The sequence below is a fragment of the Photobacterium sp. genome (assembly GCF_033720175.1).
Taxonomy (GTDB): Bacteria; Pseudomonadota; Gammaproteobacteria; order Enterobacterales; family Vibrionaceae; genus Photobacterium.
This window is the reverse complement of sequence record NZ_JAWWDA010000001.1, coordinates 296,185-317,615: the sequence shown is the minus strand read 5'-3', so window position 1 is coordinate 317,615 and position 21,431 is coordinate 296,185. Positions and strand designations below refer to the sequence as shown.

The following is a 21,431-nucleotide window of genomic DNA, read 5'->3' as shown; positions in this document are numbered from 1 at the left end:
TTTCTCTTTGTGGCGAGGTAACGGTAATAGCATCGGCCTCAGTGACCGTCAGATGGGGTGATTCATGCCTGGGAGCTTGAGTACCGACGCGCTTTCTCTGAGCTGCTGTAAAGTGTTGTTCAGACCTCTATACTCATGATTACCGGGCCTTTAATGTGTAGAAAAGGAATTTCTAATGTTTACCCGAGCTTTTGATATTGTATTGTTTGGCGCTACCAGTTTTGTCGGTCAGATCACCGCTCATCATATGTCGGATCGTTTTGGTAAAAATAGTCAGGTTAACTGGGCTATTGCTGGCCGTGATCTGAAAAAACTGGGAAAATTACGCCGCCAATTAGGCGGTTCAGCAGAAAATATTCCTATTATCCTGGCTGATTCTGCCGATGAACAAAGTATCAAGAACCTGTGCCAGCAAACCCGGGTTGTTGCTACTACGGTAGGTCCTTTCGATCTGTATGGTGAATTATTAGTAAAAGCCTGCGCTGAAACTGGAACGGATTACTGCGATCTGACGGGTGAAGTTCAGTTTATCAAGCGCATGATAGACAGCTACGGCGAACAAGCGAAGGCCAGCGGTGCCCGTATTGTTCATTGCTGTGGTTTCGATTCTATTCCCTCAGACCTGGGCGTTTTTTTTCTGCAGGATCAAGCACTGCAGCGGTGGTCTGAGCCTTGCAGTCATATTGATATGCGAGTGACAAAAATGAAGGGGATGCTTTCCGGTGGCACTATTGCCAGTATGATCAATGTTGCCAAGGTATTGAAGCAGCAACCTGATTTGAGAAAGCCGTTTAAAAATCCTTACCTGCTGGTGGATGAACTTAAGCGGCCGAAGGAACGGCAAAAGGATTTACGAAGCGTAGAATTTGATTCGCAGGCAGATGCCTGGTCTGCCCCGTTTATTATGGCCGGTATCAATACCCGTGTCGTCTTCAGAACCAATTCACTGCTGAATGATGCTTACGGCCAGCCGTTTTATTACAATGAAGCTATAGTGACTGGCAAGGGTAAAAAAGGGCGCCGCAGGGCAAAAATGATGGTCCTGGGTTTAGCCGGACTATGGTTGGGAATATTACTGGCTCCTTCGCGTTGGTTGTTGCAGAAATTTGTGTTACCCAAACCCGGTCAAGGCCCGTCTGCGCAAGAACAACTGGACGGTTCTTATCAACTTCAGTTTTTTGGTCGTACGGACTCTGGCCGTCAATTAACCGTTGAGATCACTGGTGATCGGGATCCTGGTTATGGCTCTACCTCAAAAATATTAACCCAGGCTGCAGAGTGTCTGGCGTTTGATCTGGAAAAAGAACAGTACCCAGGTGGGTTTTGGACCCCGGCTTCATTGATGGGGAAAAAACTGATAAAGCGATTAACGTCCCATGCCGGGCTCACGTTTAAAGTGTTGGATTAGAAACAGATATTCACCTGCTTAATGTTTGCGGATTCGAATACTGCTCCAAGTCAACTTTGATGCGCTGGCGGGAGTATGTACGAGAGTAAAAAATGCGAGGTGAAATTAAATAAGGTTGGTCGATTCAAAAAGACTATTTTGGTCATGCCGTTATCGTGATGGTCAGCCTGTACAAAGGAATTTTTGATTACCATCGAGCCTCAGCTAACTTGAGAAGACGTTGAGCCATCGGTGCCGTTTGAATACTTGAAAATATTAACTGTTCAATCATCTTCTCTAAATTAAACCGCCTATTAAACTTAAAACAGAACTCTGACAGATAGCGCGGCAGGTGCTTTTTGTTGATTGAATAATATGTTCCGCGCATTGCATTTTTTACCTTGATTATCAATGTGTTAACCCATTTTAAATATGGCAACTCTACACAATCAGCACCCCCGCCGGTCACTATTGAATGGTGAAAACTTTCTGAATCTTCAATACCACGAAAACAAGCAAGGCAATTAGATATAACCAGTGATTTAGGGTATAGATGAGCTTTTGCCCAGAGAGTAAGTTCTTCTTTTTTTAAGCCTTTAACTACGTAGAAACGCATTCTTATTGGATGACTTTCTTTATTCATAGAGACAGCGGCAACAAAAGGACGTTTCCCTTAGCACCGCGTCCTCGAACACTTGAAGCACACCGGGATATCCATATTTCGCTCCCTCTATTAGATCAAAGGCCTAGTTTTATAGCCTGATCTCTGCCATCAGTCTAAAGCCCAGCAACGCTGGGCTTAAGTTTAAGTCAATGAAAAGCGAGAATTAAGCGTTCTTTGGTGGATCGAACGCTGTTAATTCAAGTACTGGGCCTTCGTATTTCTCAATGCGAACAACAGAAGAGTTAGCCGCACAACCGTTTGATAAGCGAGAAGTGGGAATATCACGCGTTAGTACGTTGGGGCCACCGTTCTTACATAGACCTGTTACTTTGTCTAAATCTGGCCATGCACCTTCGTGAACACATACAGTACCCGGTTTGATACCATCTGTGACCACTGCACCGACTAGGATTTGACCACGGTCGTTATATGCACGAACAAGATCGCCGTTCTTTATGCCCCGTGCTTTTGCATCTTCTATGCTGATGGTTATTGGCTCACGGTTAGCCACAGCATACTCTTCACGAAGTTTCGCATAGTTGAATTGGCTATGTAGGCGATGTGCTGAATGCGATGTGATCAGCGTTAACTCATCCTTCTTCGCCCCACCAATCCACTCGTCAGGAGCCATCCAAGTTGGGTGTGCTGGACAGTCTTTTAGACCATAGCCTTTGATAGTTTTTGAGTAGATTTCAATTTTACCACTTGGTGTTCCCAGAGGATTCATCACAGGATCTTTGCGGAATTGCTCGTGACGGACAAACTTAGCATTCTTCTTGTTAGGTTTCATTTCGATAAGCTCATTGAGCTCCCAGAATTTACCAAACTTAGGCATACGAACACGAGCACGTTTCGCCCCTTTTGCTGCTTCATCATAGAAGTATTTCAGCCAGTCCATTTCTTCTTTATCTTCTGTGAAGATGGCACGGCCTTTACCCGGCATAAGAAGTTCAGACATTTGTGCAAACACTTCAAAGTCGCTACGAGCTTCAAACTGAGGCTCAACCACTTTAGGCATTGGCACTAAGTGCGCGTTTGAGTAGTCACCAGTCATGGTCATATCGTTACGCTCAAATGAGGTCGTGATAGGGAATACCACGTCAGCGTGTTTTGCTGCAGCTGTCCAGTAGATTTCAGAGACAACAGAAAGCTCCAGTTTTTGCCACGCCTCAATCTGACGGTTCGTGTCTTGGTGGTGAGTAAAGTTACCGCCGCCAGTCCACCAAACCATCTTCAGGTTAGGGAAGGTTAGCTCATGACCATTGTGCATGTACTTCATGCCAGGGTTTTCAATCGCTTCAACAATACGTGCAACAGGAAGTGCATTAACTGCTTCTTTAGAAGCAGAGCGAGCACCAGACTTGCCAGATTTACCGACAGTTGCACCCATAGCAGGTAGAACGCCGCCGTCTCGAGTTGGGTTACCACCGTTTGAATAGTGGTAAGATAAACCAAAACCACCACCCGGCAGGCCGATTTGACCGAGCATTGCAGCCAGTGTTGCTAACATCCAGTGACGCTGCTCACCGTATTGCTGACGCTGCATAGACCAACCAGACATTAGCATTGTGCGGTTTTTACTAAAGATGTCAGCTAGTAGCTCCATTTGTTTAGCTGGAACGCCACAGATCGATTCAGCCCATGCAGGTGTTTTCTCAACACCATCACTCTTACCAAGTAGGTACTCTTCAAACTTGTCGTAGCCAACAGTGTACTTATCTAGGAACGCTTTATCGTTCTTGTTTTGAGATATTAGCGAGTGAGCAATACCCATCATCATTGCTGTATCAGTAAATGGGTGCGGTGCAATCCACTGGGCAGTATCGCCAAAGAACTCAATAGTTTCTGAGCGCATTGGGTCGATACAGATGATAGTTTTGCCCGCTTTTTTCAGCTGATGGAAGAACTCGATACCTGAGTTTTCATTTGAAGTCCAAGCGATCTTCAGCGTGTTCATTGGATTCATTCCCCAAAGCACAACAACATCAGAGTTTTCAAGTACAACAGGGTGGGTAGTTTGCTGTTCATACACTTCGATAGAACCCATCACGTGCGGCATAATCACCTGAGATGCACCCGTTGAGTAGTCACCTAGGTGACTTGTGTAACCACCAGCCATTGACATGTAACGGCGTAATAGCTCTCGGCCTTTGTGTAATACGCCTGATGAACGCCAGCCATAAGCGCCAGCAAATACAGATTCATCACCATATTCACCACGGATGCGCATGTGTTGTTCGTGAACTAGCTTTAAGGCATCATCCCAAGACACGCGAACGTATTCATCGTCACCGCGGCGGCGAGCAGGGTTTTGTGGGTTCTCTAGGTAGCTTTTACGTACCATTGGGTATTTGATACGTGCCTTTGTATGAACCTGATCTGGGCCGGTAAGTTGCAGGCTGTTAGGAACCGTTTTTGGCAATGCCCCTTCAGTTGAAACAAGTTTGCCCTCTTTCACTATTGCGTATAGTGGGCCCATACGAGAAGCAGTTAAGACACCTTCACCTTTTGTTTTTGCTGTTGCTTGCATTGGCATAATAGAAGTTATGGCTAGAGCACCGGCAGCTATCCCTGTGCCTTTTATAAAACCACGTCGTGAAATATTCGTCATTGTTAATTCCTTTAGACTTATTAAACGTTATTAGTGAGCTGAACCACCCATGTCTTTAGCATGGTTCTGGAAGTACTTCGTCAAGATTTCAAGATCTAGCTCAGAAATATCAGTACGGTCACCCATACCTTTGGCAACCGGGCCCCAAGCGTTCACAGTAAAGTGACCAGCCGGGATCTTAGCGTGACAAGCCGAGCAGTAGACGTTATCAAGTTGCTCTGCATATTCCCAAATAGGGTCTGCGCTTGCTGTTACTGGTGCGTCAATAGTGGCAGTTAGATCGGCGCTTCGCCATTCGTTACCGTATTCATCAGTAATGAATTTACCTACTTTAAGCGCCGCTTGGCCTTTGTCTGAAAGTGTGGCGATAATGGAGCGTTTGCCTTCTCCCATGTAAAGCACTTGTTCAGCGCCTTTCATTTGGAAACCAGAAAGTTTTACCTGACGCTCGTTGTCATTGGCCCTGATCACTTCTAGGTGAACAACAGGGTTGATGTGACCAAGTTCCCCCATTTCAGCCCCTTCAACGGTGTACACTTCTTTTGCATTTTCTGGCGTGGTTTCAGTGTGAGATAGTAGATTTTCGAATGCCTCACTATCTAGTTCAGCAACAGGAGCAAAGTGCGCTACGCCTTTGTGGCAATCAATACAAGTTAAGTTATTGTCTTGTCCGTATTCGTGCATTTTTACAGTATTCTCTGACTGCTCATAAGTGTCCATTGCCTCGAATTCGTGACAAGAACGGCAAGGTGCTGAGTCATTTTTACGCATATGACCCCAAACTGTTTCCGCCATCGCTAAGCGCTGCTTTTCATATTTTTCTTCAGAATCAATCTTACCAGTGACAAATTCGTGATAAATATCTTTTGTTGCTCGGATTTTTGTAAGTATGTAGTCCAGAGGCTCTGATGGAATATGACAGTCAGCACATTCAGCGCGGATACCTTTAGCATTGGAAAAGTGAATTGAACTTTCGTACTCCTCCTGAGGGATTTGCATTGTGTGACAAGAAAGACAAAACTCAGTGCTTGAGGTGGCTTTCATTATGTAGGCAGAGCCACCTAGTGCGGCAGCACCAACAACTGCACCAATCAATGCTATTAGCACAAAGGTTCTTTTTTTCATGTTCATCGAACTTTATATACCCTATGGTGTGTTTTATATTCTCATGAAGAATACCTCTTTATAGTTATAACAATAGTGACTAATGTCACCTAATGAAGCTTGTATTAGTGCACGTCAGTGCATTATGAATAAACGCCATAGTCGAATCACCCCGTTAGGCATTCCGCCTATCCCTTGCCCGTAACGTGCTTTTTTGGGAAAATCTCACCTAACCAACTGTTTTGTTTCAGTTACGGTCTGATGTAAAGTGGCTTCAACCTACTTATTTCATAGCATGAGGCCAGTCGTCGTAGGATACGGCAGCGATACTGGAGCAGATCAAATGCTACTGATTATATTTTGCGTTTTACTCCTTTTTTACCAGTTGCACCAGTTGCTCTCTAAGAGCTAAAGTCTTACCAAGGATTGTCTCTAAAATGTTCCTGAAAATAGTCAATTAATGCTCTGACGGTAGGGGATAGGTGCTTTCTGGAGGAGTAGAGAGCATATATAGTGAGCTCGGCGGGCTTCCACTCAGCAAGAACTGGTCGCAATGTGCCATCTTTAATGTATTTGTTCGCTAGGTAGGTTGGCTGAACAGCAACACCGCCTCCCATAAGGCAGGCATGGAGTAACGTCGTGGCTTCATTGGCGGTAAGCTTGCAATCCACATCCACTGACTCTTGTTGTTCACCATTGGTTAGGTGCCATATGTGCCGTTGAAAGTTCTTATAGCCCAGGCACTTATGTCCCATGAGATCTGTCGGCTTTAAGATTTCATCTCTACTTGCTAAATAGCTAGGAGAAGCAACCAGTACTGACTCACACACTGTAATAGGTTTACCAATCAAAGAGGGTTCTGGATTAGAAGCAATTCGGATAGCGAGATCAATTTGTCTTTCAGTCAGGTCGGCGACCGAATCTTGTAAGTCTATATCGATATGTACTTTAGGGTGCATAGACATAAAGCTTTGAAGCGCAGGTACAAGTTGTGAAAAACCAAATGACATACTGGTCGCTATCCGCACCATGCCAGATAACTCTTCAGTGGAATCACTCAATACAATTAAACGATCCGCCTGTTCTAGCCATGCTTCAACCTCTTTCAAACACCGATCTCCGGCACTTGTGAGCGTTACCCTACGGGTGGTCCGGTGCAATAAACGGCTATTCAACCACTTTTCCATGGCTTCAATATAACGAGTGACCATTGGCCGGGACATCTCTAATCTCTCGGCCGTCGCAGTAAAACTGCCCGATTGAGCGACATCAACAAACACTTTTGCAGCGATTAATCTATCCATTCACTTGCACGAATTAAGAAATAATATTGATCAATTTGGTGTGTTTTTTAGCTTAAGTCAATCTTTTATGATTACGTTCGTTGAAACCAACAACCCTTTTAGTTAAATAAACCAATAAACGGAAATAATTATGAAAAAGATGACTTTATTAGCGGCTTCTATCCTTTTTGCGGGCAGTGCTTTTGCCACAGAGCAAACACCACTGACGTTTGATGTTTATAACGCCGACGGAAACAGCTTCCATGTTAACTCAACGCTAATAGAAGGCGAAAAGGAAGTCATGTTGATCGATACAGGGTTTACTAAAGCCGATGCCCTCCGCATTGCCGCGAAAGTACTGGATACCGGTAAAGAGTTAAAAACCATTTTTATTAGCCAAGCTGACCCAGATTACTACTTTGGTGCTGAAGTACTTCATTCGCTATTTCCAGACGCACAAATTGTTACTACCCCCGCAGTAAAAACAGTGATTGAGCAAAAGTTGCTAACAAAACTTAAAGTGTGGGCGCCACGCATGGGTGACAATGCTCCCATTAAGCCTTACGTCCCTCATGCGATAACGGCGACCTCTCTTACTTTGGAAGGGCACAAAATAGAAATTAGGGGTACAAGCGGCGTTTTAGCACACCGCCCATATTTATGGGTTCCTTCGAGTAAAACGGTATTGGGTAACGTAGCCGTATTTGGCAACTTGCACCTTTGGACGGCAGATGCCCAAACCGATCAAAGCCAAAAGGCATGGAGTGAGCAGCTTAATGAGATGCAAGCTTTACAGCCCGAGTTGGTGATCCCGGGACATATGAAATCAGGCACGGCCTTAAACGTTGAAACGATTCGTTATTCTCAGCAGTATCTTAAAGACTTCAGCCAAGCAAAAACCAGCAGTGAAAACAGTGAGCAACTGATTGGAACATTGTCTAAAAAATATGGAGATCCCGAGTCAATGAATTTAATCATTGGCGCTAAAGTTCACATGGGAGAGATGAAATGGTAACTGTTCACTACTTCTATGACCCAATGTGCGGGTGGTGTTATGGCGCAACCACTCTTATCGAAGCTATCGCCAAAAGTCATCACTTAACGTTGAAACTTCATCCGGGAGGAATGATTTCCAGCTGCGTAGTTGAACCGACTTTCCGTGATCATATTTTGAAAAATGACACCGCGATCAGCGAGCTGACTGGGGCGAGATTTGGACAAGTTTATCTTGAACGCGTAACCAGTACTGATGAGTTTGTTTTGGATTCTTACCTTCCTATTCGGGCAATTCTTGTTGCAGATTCTTTAGGAATGGACCCGTTTCTAATGCTAAAGGCGATACAAAAAGCGCATTACGTTGACGGAAAATCGGTAAATAAACGAACGACGTTAGAAGAGATAGCCACTCAATTAGGATTAGATCAAGCATTATGGAATGAGAAAATGCAAACGGAGGAAAGCTTGGAACACGCTGCGGTCGATAACAGTCATCAATTGATGACTCGATTAAAGGTACAAGGTTATCCGACACTGTTCCTCGAAGATAATGATCAGTTTATCAGATTGCCTCATACGAAATATTATGGCCAAGGAGAAAAATGGCACACTTTTTTGGAAAGCCTAACCTAACGTTCTCCCGTGTTGATTTATCGGAGTAAAAAGCGCCATGTAAACAGGTGCTCCTTCCCTAAAGTTCGTAATCATGCTCTCCCTCCAAACATGTTACGAACTTTTTAAATTGAATAGTCATGTACCTTAAGAGTTTTTCGTAAACGGCTATAAATGATTGCTTTTTGGATATAGTGCGCATCATCTTCTCTCAGCTTGGAATGAGAAAATATAAGTAAAACTCAAAACGAGATCTATCAGACTAAAATCTCGTGAAATTAGAATGGGCAAAAACGAGTTTTTTGAACTGGTTGTATTCATTAATATAAATGGTTACGGCATCAGCAACGGTGAGCCGATGCCATGCCGTATCATCCCCAGATTAAGAATATACCTCTGAAGTTCTTCTTCTCGCTTCAACGCCCACGTAGATGCACGGCTATTATGTCTGAATGTCTTGTACTCAGTCTTAGCGACCTTTATTCGGACGACTGCCTGATAATGACCTGATTTCAGCTTGCGGATTGTCGGTATGCTTATTTCCCAATGTGCTCAAATTGTGCTGTTCACACTGAATGTCAGTGCAAAAGACATAAACGCTATGGTCGTATCACCCAGTTAAGCATTCCACTTATCCCACACCTGTAACTCGCTCATATCTGCCATCATCACCTAACCAACTGCTTTGTTTCAGTTACGGTCTGATGTAAAGTGGCTGCAACCCACTTATTTCATAGCATGAGGCCAGTCGTCGTAGGATACGGCAGCGATACTGGAGAAGGAGAGCAATGTTACCCGCACTGACATATCAGAGCAGTATCGACGATGTCGTACTGTCTTACCTCAACGAGTTAGAATCGGCCGGATTTACTGGTGATATTGAAAAAAGTTATGCCAGTCGCCTGGCTGTAGCGACCGACAATAGTGTGTACCAACTATTGCCACAAGCCGTTATTCTTCCTCGTTCCGCTGATGACTTAGCTCTTATCGGTCAACTTGGCCAGAAAGAAGCTTATAAGAAAGTAACCTTTTCGCCACGAGGTGGAGGTACGGGCACCAATGGTCAGTCATTGACCTCTGGGGTGGTGGTTGATCTTTCCCGTCACATGAATCAGATTCTGGAAGTGAATGCCCAGCAGGGCTGGGTCAGAGTACAAACGGGTGTGATTAAAGATCAGCTTAATGATGCGCTTCGGCCTTATGGGTTCTTTTTCTCGCCAGATCTCTCAACCAGTAACCGTGCAACCATCGGTGGCATGATCAATACCGATGCCTCGGGACAGGGCTCCCTAAAGTACGGTAAAACTTCCGATCACGTTCTGGCATTGAAAGCAGTATTGGTTGACGGTTCAGTACTCGATACCGAGCCTTTAGACAACGACGGACTGGATAACGCCGCCTCGAGTCAGAGTCAGGCTGGTACCGCCATTCGAACCGCAGCGAAAGTGTGCCGCGATAAACGGCAGCAAATTGTCGACAAATTTCCGCCATTGAACCGTTTCCTGACCGGTTATGATCTGAAAAATGTCTTTGATGATGAGCTGAAGATGTTTGATATTGCGCGTTTATTATGCGGTTCGGAAGGTTCACTGGCGTTTATCGCCGAAGCCAAGTTGAATATCACCCCAATCCCTAAATCGCGGGCATTGGTTAATATCAAATATGACAGCTTTGATTCAGCCCTGCGTAGTGCACCTATGATGGTTGAAGCAAAGGCATTGTCGGTAGAAACCGTTGATTCGCGGGTATTAAATTTTGCCAAGCAAGACATCGTCTGGAATACGGTGAGTGATCTGCTGACGGATATACCAGGCAAAGAGATGCTGGGCATTAATATGGTGGAATTTGCCAGTAATGACCCGGATGAAAACCAGCAGAACGTAGCAGCATTGTGCGAAAGGCTGGATGCGCTAGTTACCCGAGAGGCTGACGGTATCATTGGTTATCAGATCTGTGAGGATCTGGCCAGTATTCAGAAAATTTACGCTATGCGGAAAAAGGCCGTCGGCCTGCTAGGTGCTGTGCAAGGCAGTAAAAAACCCATCGCTTTTGCGGAAGATACCTGTGTTCCGCCTGAACATCTGGCCGATTATATTGCCGAGTTTCGCCAGTTGTTAGATGAAAAACAGCTTGATTATGGCATGTTCGGCCATGTTGATGCCGGCGTGCTGCATGTTCGTCCGGCTCTGGATATGTGCGATGCGCAGCAAGAACGGATAATGAAAGAAATCTCTGATCAGGTGGTTGGTCTGGTCGCAAAGTATGGCGGTTTAATGTGGGGGGAGCACGGGAAAGGTTTTCGCTCAGAATATGGCCCGGCTTTCTTTGGCGATGAGCTGTTCACGGAACTTCGTCGCATTAAGGGGGCTTTCGATCCGGATAACCGGATGAATCCGGGAAAAATCTGTACACCGCTCGACAGCGACGATGAGCTGGTTAAGGTCGATGGGGTTAAGCGCGGTTTTTACGATCGCCAGATCCCCGTAACGACTCGCGACAGCTTTAAGTTGGCGATGGAATGTAACGGCAATGGCTTGTGCTTTAACTATGACACCAGCTCGCCAATGTGCCCGTCGATGAAAATTACGGCAGATCGTCGTCACTCACCGAAAGGACGTGCCGGATTGGTACGTGAATGGCTCCGCCAGCTGGCAGAGCAGGGCATTAATGCCGATGAACTTGAGCACAAACTGCTGACGTCGACGCCGACGGTTAAACAGATCATCGATCGCCTGAAAAACACCTACGGTCGGGGTAAAAATGATTATGACTATTCGCACGAAGTAATGGAAGCGATGAACGGATGTCTCGCCTGTAAAGCGTGCGCCAGCCAGTGCCCGATTAAGGTGGATGTTCCCAGCTTCCGTTCACGCTTTATGAATATCTATTACAGCCGCTATCAGCGTCCGGCAAAGGACTATCTGGTCGCTTATGTGGAAAGCTATTTACCGCTAATGGGCAAAGCCCCTGCAACCTTCAATGCCGTAATACGTTCGCCATGGCTGAAGACGCTGACCGAAAAAACGGTCGGCTATGTTGATACGCCTACATTGTCGGTGCCGACGTTGATGGAAAGTCTGGATGGACACCATGCAACGCGATTTGATCTGCAGTGGTTGCAGGCGCTGTCTGACCGGGAACGCCAGAATTACGTTCTGATTGTTCAGGACCCTTTCACCAGTTTCTATGATGCTGAAGTCGTGCGTGATTTTGTGTCTCTGGCCGAGAAACTGGGTAAAAAGCCCATGCTGGTACCGTTTAAACCAAATGGTAAAGCGCAGCATATTAAAGGGTTCTTACGCCAGTTTGCCAAAACAGCCCGTAATACCGCAGATTTTCTGAATCAGTTAGCGGCACTGAACATACCGCTGGTGGGGGTCGATCCGGCACTGGTACTGTGCTATCGCGATGAATACGCAGAAGTACTTGAAGAGACTCGCGGTGACTTCCATGTAATGACAGCCCATGAGTGGTTAACGCCATTACTGGCGGAGCTTCCATCTTACCCTCAGCGAGAAGGTGACGAATGGTATCTGTTTGCCCATTGCACGGAAAAAACCAAAATGCCCAATGCTGAACAAGAGTGGATGGTTATCTTCAACCGATTTGGTTCTGCTTTAAAACCGGTGTCGGTCGGCTGTTGTGGTATGGCCGGTACTTTTGGTCATGAGAAAGATAAGGTTGAAATGTCGAAAGCGGTTTATGACTTAAGCTGGAAACCAAATATCGAGCAGCTTAACCCTGATCGCTGTATGGCTACAGGGTATTCATGCCGCAGCCAGGTGAAACGCCTCGAGCACATTAAAATGAAGCACCCTGTTCAGGTGCTACTGCGAATCATCAGCAGCTCTGCATTGTGATAATAAAAAGCCCCGGTTGGAACCTCCGGGGCTTTTTTAATACAAAGGAAGTGACAGAATCTCCCGCAGCTTAACCGGCGAAAAACAAGACCTGCAGACCACGTAACAACAGACCACAGAGGATATGCCCCCGCGCCACAACGCCGTGCTCCTCGGCTAATCGGTCACCTCCAGTAAATAGTTTTCTAATTGATCTGAGAGCCATTGGATCACTGCGCCACGGCGCGATTCACTTTCTACCATTTCTCCATAGGGTTGCCAGGTCATCGCTTTATTGTGCTTTATGACTTTAATTGTTCCCTCTCGCAAATGATCATTGATTAGCAGTGCCGGTACATCAGACCATCCGGTACCGTCGAGTACGGCATTTCTCAAATGCTCATAGAACGTCAGGGCAATGTAATTGGAGGATTTCGGATCAACAGGCTTAAGACCTTCTTCATCAATATATGCCAGGGCGATTTCGGTATAACGCTCTAAGTCAGAACTGTTCACTTTGCGTAACTGGCTGAGCGGATGATTTTTGTGGGCAACAGACATCATTCGAATTTGCCCTAAGTCGAGTTGCAGAACCCGAGGGATCTTGTGGTGACGGGGCAGCAGGCCGTAGGCAACATCCACAACGTTCTGTGCCACCATATCTTCAAGTTCTGGTGGCGGTGCGACGTAGACGGAAAAACTGGTGTTGGGAAAGCGGGTGTTCAGTTGTTGCAGTAATGACCGCCACAGCGATTCGGGCAGAGCATCGTCACGGGCAATACGCAGGGCGGACTCAACACCATTGAGATGTTGAGTGCACTTGGTCTGGATGTCGTTGGCAATCATGATTAGCCGTTCACAATCATTGGCAACCGCTTCTCCTATTTCCGTCAGTTTGACCCGGTTGCCTGTACGGGTTAAGAGCTTAACGCCTAAATCATCTTCCAGCGTACTTAATGCTGCACTGACGGTGGTACGGCTTTTGTTTAGCTTGCGTGCCGCTTCGGCAATAGAGCCGGTGTAACTGGTATGGAGAAACATTTCAACCTGACTGGTTTTCACAAGCATAATCCTGATGATGAATGTACAGCATCTTAGTCAATCATTGATAGGCGAGACTTTAGCGACGAAAAATTGAGCGCTGAGAGATTGTAGCATTGAAATTTATCGCGGTACGATTGAATCGTTCTCAAATGAAATAAAAACCTAACGATAAAAAAGACGAAAAAGTCGTCGGTTACTAGAGGTAATTATGACGTGTAATGTGCAGCTTGAACGAAGGCTGCTTCAGTGTTCGACCGTATCATCGCTGTTGTTTTCTCTGATGGGGATAGGCCTTGGGCTCTGGATGGGGTCATTGGTTATTGTGTTTGATGGTGCTTATTCCCTGGTCAGCCTGGTTTTGACACTGGTCTCCCTGGCGGCGGTGGCCTATATTCGTAAGCCAGTTGCGAATCGTGATCCGGATAAACTTGCCAGGGTTGAGCCGATGGTAATCGCCTTTAAAGGTCTGGTTATCACTATGATGTGTTGCGTGTCGTTCAGTTCGGCTGTAATGGCCATTCATCATGGCGGTCGAGATATTAATACCGGTTTGGCTTTGATCTTCGGTGTTATCAACGTGGTGGGTTGTTTTGCGAATTATTGGTTCATGTCGTCGCTGGGTAAAAAAGCACAATCAAGGCTGGTTGATGCAGAAGTCAAACAGTGGCTGATGGATGCAGTGATCAGCGGGGCGGTGCTGGTAGGTTTTGCCGTGGCAAAGCTGTTAGCTATCTCGGAATTCAGCGCCTATGCGGTTTATGCCGATCCGGTAATGGTTGTGATTGCCTCTATTTATTTTGTCATCGTACCATTGAAAATGATGTTTGAAGGCCTTCGTGAGTTACTGGTGATTCAGCAACGTGAGCCTGTAAACAATATCATCGCGAAGGGATAAATTTTTAATTGACGTCATCCGCAACTCAGTCCGATTAAATCAAATCAGCAGGCCCGATGCGATACCAAAATGCCGGGCCTTTCTGGGTACTCAACCTAACGCCCCAGTAACAGGGTGCCTTCTATTTCACGGAAATACTGGGCAGTGTTAATCAGCGAGGTTGCCGTTAGCCCGGGTACACCATAAACTTCCACACTGACGCCATACTTTGACTGTACTTTTTCCACCAGCAGATCGAAGTCGCCATCACCGGAAAGCAGGATAATACGGTCAACGTCAGGCGCATGCTCAATGACATCTAATGTGATCCCGACATCCCAGTCCCCCTTCGCTGAGCCGTCACTGCGCTGGATGAAGGGCTTGAGCTTTACGTCAAAGCCGATACCGCGCAGAATATTCTGGAATTGTCGCTGCTTTTCATCACCACGATGAATGGCATAGGCATAGGCCGCAACAACTTCCCGGCCCTGTGTTGCTTCAGCCCAAAAAGCATTGTAATCAAAATTACAATGGTAAGTATCTTTCACTGTGTAATAGATGTTTTGAACATCGACAAAAATAGCGACTTTTTCCACAAGAATCCTGATATTAGATCAATAAGCATAGGCTGATAAGCAGGTTGCCTTGAAACGTGAAATAATTCAAGTGATGTCTTGCTGAAACGAGCATCTTGAGACCACTTGGTATTATTAGGTTTTTTATATAAAGTGAGTCATAGTCTGTTTTTGGCTGGATATACGAGATATGTTGATGAAAAAAATCCTGATTGGCGGATTACTGTTAAGTTCTGCATCCGTCTTTGCACAAAGTTGTCCGGTTGACGTCCAAAACGATATTCATATTAATGAAGGTCAGGTATCTGTTTACCAACGTGGTCAGCCTAAAATGATGATTGATGAAAATAACAATATTTTCATCAATGGCAAGCAGTTAGATCTTAACGCCATGCAGCGTCAAGCAGTTGAAGCCTATAGCAATGGCGTACAGGAATACCTGCCGAAAATGGCAGATATCGCTAATGACGGTGTCGGTATTGCGACGGATGTTCTGGAAGAAGTGTCATCGAGTTTTGATTCAAAAGAGTCGTTTGCCAAGGTTGAATCTTTGATTGACGAATACGGTAAAAAAGCCCAGGAGAAGTTTTATCAGGATGGCGAATTTGTGATGCCGGCGGATATGTTTGCAGATGTGGATTTAAGTTGGAAAGCCGAGTTTGAAGAAGCGATGAAGCATGTCAGTGTAGAATCAATGTCGGGTTTATTTGCTGCGCTCTCTGACGAAATGAAAAACGGTGAGATTAGTTTCACTGAGCTGCAGAATAAATTTGCTGAATTAAAACTGCGAATTGAAGAGCGTATTCAATCGCGTTCTGGTGAAATTGCAACCAAGGCAAATGACCTGTGTGATTCCATTAAAGGCTTGGCCGAAGAGGAACAACAGCTGCATAAAGCGATTCCTGAACTAAAAGATTATCAGATGTTTGAAATCTAATAATTTGGCTAGTTGCCTCAAGCAAATTGGTTGAATGTTCCGTTATGTAATATATGACGCCTTATGCAAGGCGTCATTTTTGGATCATGGTAAAATCTATATATCGGATGTTTGAGATGAAACTATTATGCTAAAGATTGCGGTTATTTTTCTGCTATTAGCATTCGGCTTTTTAGCGACGAAGTATTTAGACGAGAAAGTACAGAAAACAGTATTCATAGGTTTTGCTATTGCTTTCGGCGCAGCCGTGCTGCTGCTAATGGCCTTTGAATTGTTTCGTTGAAGTAGCTTGATCTTACGGATATAAAAATGCCTCCAGCGAGGAGGCATTGTTGAGAGTTATTACGACTAAACGGCTAGCGTGCTTTCACGCGGCTGCGGTTAGGTTGTCCACCTTGACCTTGACGGGTCGATGCGGGCTTACCTGGGCGGCTAGGGCGGTTACCGTTATTACTGCCCCCTTTATTATTACTGCCACCGCGGTTTGCATTTTCACCGGCACCATTACGGTTCTCTGACTTGGCGCCTGGTTTGCCGCCTGATTTAGGCTTGTGACCATTAGGGGTATTGCTACCCGAACTGCCAGCAGCAGGGCGTTTGCCGTCTTTTCGAATATCCGGCTGGTTAGGGTGCTTGGTCGCAAAGCGTTTAGCACCATGTCGGCCAGAGCCACGGCGTTGAGCCGGTGTTATTTCGGCTTCGCAGCCTTCCTCTGGCACCAGACAGTTTGGTTTGTCACCGATAAGGTGCTTTTTCCCCATATCGATCAAGGCATCACGAATAATTGGCCAGTTAGCCGGATCATGATAGCGCAGAAGGGCCTTATGAACGCGGCGTTGACGTTCACCTTTTGCGACAAACAAGTCTTCACGTTTTTTGTATTTAACCCGCTTTAGCGGGTTCGTTTCAGAGTGATACATCGACGTAGCATTACACATCGGTGATGGATAGAAGTTCTGAACCTGATCACATTCAAATTCGTTTTTCTTCAGCCAAAGCGCCAGATTCAACATGTCTTCATTGGTCGAGCCCGGGTGTGCCGAAATGAAGTAAGGGATCAGGTATTGTTTCTTACCGGCATCCTTACTGTATTTCTCAAACATGTTTTTAAAGCGATCATAGGTTCCCATGCCTGGCTTCATCATCAGATCAAGCGTGCCTTTCTCGGTATGCTCAGGGGCAATCTTCAGGTAGCCGCCAACATGATGCGTTACTAGCTCACGCACGTATTCTGGCGATTCAACCGCTAAGTCATAACGTACGCCAGAGGCAATCAGTATCTTCTTGATCCCATCAACCTTACGGGCGTTACGATAAAGATCGATCGTGTGCCTATGATCGGTATCGAGCTTTTTACAGATCTCAGGGAAAATACAAGACGGGCGACGGCAGTTTGCTTCCGCGCGCGGATCTGAACAACCCAAGCGATACATATTTGCCGTTGGGCCACCGAGATCTGAAATCGTACCCGTGAAGCCCGGTACTTTATCGCGGATATCTTTTAGCTCTTCAATGATGGATTCTTGAGAGCGGTTTTGAATAATACGGCCTTCATGTTCGGTAATTGAACAGAATGAACAACCACCAAAACAGCCGCGCATGATGTTGACCGAAGTCTTGATCATGTCATAAGCCGGAATCTTTGCTTTGCCGTATGAAGGGTGTGGGACTCGCGCATAAGGAAGGCCAAATACGTAGTCCATCTCTTCGGTCGTCAGCGGGATCGGCGGGGTATTGACCCATAATTCACGATCGCCATGTTTTTGAATCAGTGCGCGCGCGGAATATGGGTTGGCTTCAAGGTGCATCACGCGGCTGGCATGCGCATACAAGATACGGTCGTTACGCAGCTTTTCATATGACGGCAGACGAACAAAACTATTTTTAGGATCGTGGCGAGAAGGCGTGATGGTGATGGGTTGAGCCACCGGTTGCTCTTCTGTTTTATTCGTTTCACAGACGGATTCTGTCGCATACGGATTGAGCATCGGCATGGCTTTGCCGGGCTTTTCGATACGAGATGAATCTATTTCACGTAAACCTTCAGGCGCTTCTTTCAACATGACGGCGGTGCCAGGGATACGCTTCATTTCTTCAAGTGTTTCGCCATTTGCAAGGCGATGCGCGACTTCTACCAAAGCACGCTCCGCATTGCCGAACAGCAGAATATCTGCTTTGGCATCAAAAATTACCGAGCGACGCACTTTATCTGACCAGTAGTCGTAATGGCTTAAGCGGCGAAGGCTGGCTTCAATCCCCCCCAATACGATAGGCGTTTCTTTATATGCTTCACGACAGCGCTGAGAATAGACAAGTACCGCACGGTCAGGACGTTTGCCGCCTTCGTTGTTCGGTGTGTATGCATCATCGTGGCGAAGTTTGCGGTCTGCGGTGTAGCGGTTGATCATTGAGTCCATGTTACCGGCGGTGATACCAAAGAACAGGTTAGGCTGTCCCAGCGCCATGAAAGCGTCTTTGTTATCCCATTTTGGCTGGGCAATTATTCCTACGCGGAACCCTTGTGATTCCAGTAAGCGCCCGATGACGGCCATCCCAAAACTCGGGTGGTCGACATAAGCATCACCAGTAACAATAATAATGTCACAGCTATCCCAGCCGAGAGCATCCATTTCTGCACGGGTCGTCGGCAAGAAGGGTGCTGTTCCGTAGCATTCCGCCCAGTACTTTGGATAGCTATTGATTGGTGTTACTTTCGTGTGCATGTGCTGACCTCTGTCTTTGGAGGCGGGGATTATATACTCAAATTACTTCAAAATGCAGAGTTCAGCGAGAATTCAGTGATTTTTAAGCAAGGCTGTTATCTGAATCGATCGCGGGTTGATTTCTATTATGGTTAACGCTTTAGTTCATTCTTCTTCCTCCTCCACCATAAATTACCAATTCTGTAGGATTTTATTGCACGGGTAGCGGCGTTAATGACGTGCAATTAACCATCTTGAGTATAATGACAATATACTCTTAAGGTATGTTCGATGTGGTGTGTGAGTGTGTTCAAATGGGGGAGGAGGAGTTATGTATGGTGTAATTCCAGATAAAAACGCGGTCCATGCTTTTTATGGTCGCGTGCCATGCGTTGACAAAAATGAAGGCTACAAAACTTGCTACTTCTCTTCATCAAATTATTCATCACCTTATGATGCTGCAAGCAAATGGGTTAACAAGGTGGGGGTTGAAATATGGGGATTAACGCGATGGTTAATGATAAAGGAGGGTAAGTTGCGCCGGATGCGCAGTTTGAGCCACTCGGTAACCGTCAAACCCGTTGTTCAGCATAATCATCAGCCTGACGGATCCATTGTTGGGTACACCTCGTTCGTTGTGAGATGGTATGACGACGATCTTGTTGAAACGACAAAATGGTTTGGGCCAAAGCGATGGAGAACCCTCGAAAAGGCAGAGATAGCGGCTCACCGATTTGCCGCCAAGAAACGTGCAGAGCATACGGGCGGTGAGTTGCATTTACCTGAATCATTGTCTTGACGTGGTTTGGGTATATTGCGCCTGATTAAAAATAGTGTCCGGTAATTTTATTGCTTTAAAATAAAAGGCCTCCAAAAAGGAGGCCAAATTAATGTTATTACTTCAAATTCAACGAGGTTGCTGCCGGTAGATTACCCTTCAGCTTGTGCAGGCACCATGTCTTGTGATTCTTCGCTGCTCTTAAGCATTACGCGGATAACGCGAGAGGCCAGTAATGCCACGGCTACCATCACAACAGCCAGTATTGTTAGTGTGCTGAAGTAGCCGCCATATACGGTTTGCACGATTTCTTGAGTGATCTCCTGGCCTTTCTCTAGCGCGATTGAGGTAGAGAATACGGCACCAACAATGCCACTAAGAGCAATCGCGACCGAGAACAGGCTCACAGAGAAGTTCTCAATGTGCTTAGGAGCGACGGACAGAATGAAGGCGACAACCATACTACCGACAATCACTTCAGCAAGTGCCTGGAAGAAGTGAATGGCCAGGAATACTTCAGGACGAATTATCACATCTGGTCCAATGCTCATAACGGCAGCGGTAAGGATACCGAACGCAATAGCGGTTAGGATGAATGAAAAGCCTACTTTAGTCGCTGTTGAGAAGTTGATATTGCGCTTCTCAAGCGAAGAAAATGTCATCGCAATTAATGGCCCACCCAAGATACACCACAATGGATTCATGGCCATTGAAGCTTCTGGGGCAATAGGAATAAATCCGAACAGATCACCACGCATAGTGTTAATTGTTACCATGGTCATCGACGTCATCATCTGCCCGTAGTATACGAAGAAGGCGGTAGTCAGAGCCGTCATGATGAGAATGGTGCCCATCTTAAGTGCATCGGCCTTCTTGGCTTTAAGCATTAATGAAATAAAGTATCCGATGGCAGCAGCGCCGATCGCATAGACAATGTTCTGGCCGATATCCATGTTGGAGAACATGAAAAAGACGAGTCCGATCATCGAAATAGAAATGCCGATAAAGGCGGCCCAGTTTTTAGGGCTGACAGGCTGTTGATCAATATCAGCGCCGACGGTTAGCAACGGTTTGCGAGAAATAAACAGAATGATGAAGGCGATGAATGCCATTGATGCCGACAAGGTGAAGCTGCCATTAAATCCAACAACCAGAACGAACATCGGGAACAGGTATTGTCCAAAGAGTGCGCCGATATTATTCACGGAGTAGTTGACCGGGTAGCCATTCTCGAAGTCTTCTTCATTAGAAAACGTACGCTTAAACAGGCTTGGATAGGAAGGAGACATCAGGCCGCGAGAGTAACTGGCCAGCGCGATACCAACAAGGCTCAATGAGATATTTGTTGTAGAGGCACCAAGCACCAATAAGGTATATCCGATTGCGAAGCCACAATAGCTGATAGTGAGAGAGCGGTATGCCCCCAAGAACTTATCGGCGATGAATCCGCCTGCAATAGCGAAAAGAGGCCCTATCGATGAGAAAGCACCAACCACCATCATGGTATCCGCTTCGCTATACCCAAGGTCTTCCAGGAAGAACCTTGTCAAAATTACCATCACGCCATAAAACGATAAGCCAAACATCATTTGGCAAACCATCATTGATTTATTAAGTCGATTCCACATAACTAGCTCTCTTTGTTTATGGAAGGAAAGTAAATAAAAAAAGTGTAAGTGTTTGTAAGTGCGTGTTGATATTAACATTAATAAATCCGCTTAACTCGAGCTCTTTGTCGCAAAAAACGAACACAACACGTTAGATTATCTAATCATAGGGGTGAGTTTTTATTATCCTATTTCTGGCGGTTATGCGTAATATTGGTGCCATTGTCGTTTTTTTAGCTATATTTGATGGCGCTGCGGCAAAGTTATGATTACTTTTTATAATCGAATAGTGGCAAGGGGGAACTGTACAGTGGTGATATGCCTGTAAAAAGGAAACCTTTCAGTTATCGGCTAATGCTCTGTGCGTAGCCTGCAAGTTGAATGTAGAAAAAAGCCCGCATCAGCGGGCTTAGAACTT

15 protein-coding genes and 1 pseudogene are annotated in these 21,431 nt (G+C 45.8%); 8 read left to right on the top strand and 8 right to left on the bottom strand.

The features are described 5' to 3' along the window. Positions 1-175 precede the first annotated feature (175 nt). Positions 176-1,408, top strand: a complete 1,233-nt coding sequence (locus tag R3289_RS01330) for a saccharopine dehydrogenase family protein (RefSeq protein ID WP_318923552.1) — start codon at positions 176-178, stop codon at positions 1,406-1,408. A 187-nt stretch (positions 1,409-1,595) separates the two neighbouring features. Here R3289_RS01330 and R3289_RS01325 read toward each other — a convergent pair. The 4 genes and pseudogenes from R3289_RS01325 to R3289_RS01310 all read right to left on the bottom strand — a co-directional run. Continuing rightward, a pseudogene (locus R3289_RS01325) lies at positions 1,596-2,077 on the bottom strand (IS1595 family transposase); the annotation flags it as partial. 137 nt (positions 2,078-2,214) lie between these two features. After that, complete coding sequence (locus tag R3289_RS01320) at positions 2,215-4,662, bottom strand: molybdopterin guanine dinucleotide-containing S/N-oxide reductase (RefSeq protein ID WP_318923550.1); 2,448 nt, start codon at positions 4,660-4,662, stop codon at positions 2,215-2,217. Between the two features lie 30 nt (positions 4,663-4,692). Next, positions 4,693-5,793 carry a NapC/NirT family cytochrome c gene (locus R3289_RS01315; protein ID WP_318923549.1) on the bottom strand — a complete coding sequence of 367 codons (1,101 nt, stop codon included), beginning with the start codon at positions 5,791-5,793 and terminating at the stop codon, positions 4,693-4,695. A 389-nt stretch (positions 5,794-6,182) separates the two neighbouring features. After that, complete coding sequence (locus tag R3289_RS01310) at positions 6,183-7,070, bottom strand: LysR family transcriptional regulator (RefSeq protein WP_318923548.1); 888 nt, start codon at positions 7,068-7,070, stop codon at positions 6,183-6,185. 130 nt (positions 7,071-7,200) lie between these two features. Between R3289_RS01310 and R3289_RS01305 the strand changes: the two genes are divergently transcribed. The 3 genes from R3289_RS01305 (at position 7,201) to R3289_RS01295 (ending at position 12,517) form a co-directional block, all read left to right on the top strand. Beyond that, positions 7,201-8,064: an MBL fold metallo-hydrolase gene (locus R3289_RS01305; RefSeq protein ID WP_318923547.1), complete on the top strand. Its 864-nt coding sequence runs from the start codon at positions 7,201-7,203 to the stop codon at positions 8,062-8,064. After that, positions 8,058-8,678, top strand: coding sequence for a DsbA family protein (locus R3289_RS01300; protein ID WP_318923545.1), 621 nt, complete (start codon positions 8,058-8,060; stop codon positions 8,676-8,678). Before R3289_RS01305 ends, R3289_RS01300 begins: the two co-directional genes overlap by 7 nt. A gap of 767 nt (positions 8,679-9,445) precedes the next feature. Further along, the gene (locus R3289_RS01295) at positions 9,446-12,517 is read left to right on the top strand and encodes an FAD-binding and (Fe-S)-binding domain-containing protein (protein WP_318923544.1); all 3,072 of its coding nucleotides are present in this window, start codon (positions 9,446-9,448) and stop codon (positions 12,515-12,517) included. Positions 12,518-12,673: 156 nt separating this feature from the next. Here R3289_RS01295 and R3289_RS01290 read toward each other — a convergent pair whose 3' ends face one another. Continuing rightward, a complete protein-coding gene (locus tag R3289_RS01290; protein ID WP_318923542.1) occupies positions 12,674-13,558 on the bottom strand; it encodes a LysR family transcriptional regulator in 885 nt (294 codons plus the stop codon). Positions 13,559-13,748: 190 nt separating this feature from the next. Between R3289_RS01290 and R3289_RS01285 the strand changes: the two genes are divergently transcribed. Then, positions 13,749-14,435, top strand: a complete 687-nt coding sequence (locus R3289_RS01285; protein WP_318923540.1) for a cation transporter — start codon at positions 13,749-13,751, stop codon at positions 14,433-14,435. A 95-nt stretch (positions 14,436-14,530) separates the two neighbouring features. Here the strand turns inward: R3289_RS01285 and R3289_RS01280 are convergent, their stop codons facing one another. Beyond that, positions 14,531-15,010 carry an NYN domain-containing protein gene (locus tag R3289_RS01280; RefSeq protein WP_318923539.1) on the bottom strand — a complete coding sequence of 160 codons (480 nt, stop codon included), beginning with the start codon at positions 15,008-15,010 and terminating at the stop codon, positions 14,531-14,533. A 169-nt stretch (positions 15,011-15,179) separates the two neighbouring features. On the opposite strand from R3289_RS01280, the gene R3289_RS01275 reads away from it, so the two are divergent. Together R3289_RS01275 and R3289_RS01270 are read left to right on the top strand one after the other, a co-directional pair. Beyond that, on the top strand, positions 15,180-15,926 hold the full coding sequence (locus R3289_RS01275) for a YggN family protein (RefSeq protein WP_318923538.1): 747 nt from the start codon (positions 15,180-15,182) through the stop codon (positions 15,924-15,926). A 127-nt stretch (positions 15,927-16,053) separates the two neighbouring features. Further along, complete coding sequence (locus tag R3289_RS01270; RefSeq protein ID WP_318923537.1) at positions 16,054-16,209, top strand: hypothetical protein; 156 nt, start codon at positions 16,054-16,056, stop codon at positions 16,207-16,209. Between the two features lie 73 nt (positions 16,210-16,282). Here R3289_RS01270 and R3289_RS01265 read toward each other — a convergent pair whose 3' ends face one another. After that, a complete protein-coding gene (locus R3289_RS01265; RefSeq protein ID WP_318923536.1) occupies positions 16,283-18,649 on the bottom strand; it encodes a YgiQ family radical SAM protein in 2,367 nt (788 codons plus the stop codon). Positions 18,650-18,959: 310 nt separating this feature from the next. On the opposite strand from R3289_RS01265, the gene R3289_RS01260 reads away from it, so the two are divergent. After that, a complete protein-coding gene (locus tag R3289_RS01260; RefSeq protein ID WP_318923534.1) occupies positions 18,960-19,427 on the top strand; it encodes a hypothetical protein in 468 nt (155 codons plus the stop codon). Between the two features lie 131 nt (positions 19,428-19,558). Here R3289_RS01260 and R3289_RS01255 read toward each other — a convergent pair whose 3' ends face one another. Then, the gene (locus tag R3289_RS01255; RefSeq protein WP_318923533.1) at positions 19,559-21,034 is read right to left on the bottom strand and encodes a peptide MFS transporter; all 1,476 of its coding nucleotides are present in this window, start codon (positions 21,032-21,034) and stop codon (positions 19,559-19,561) included. Positions 21,035-21,431: the final 397 nt, after the last annotated feature.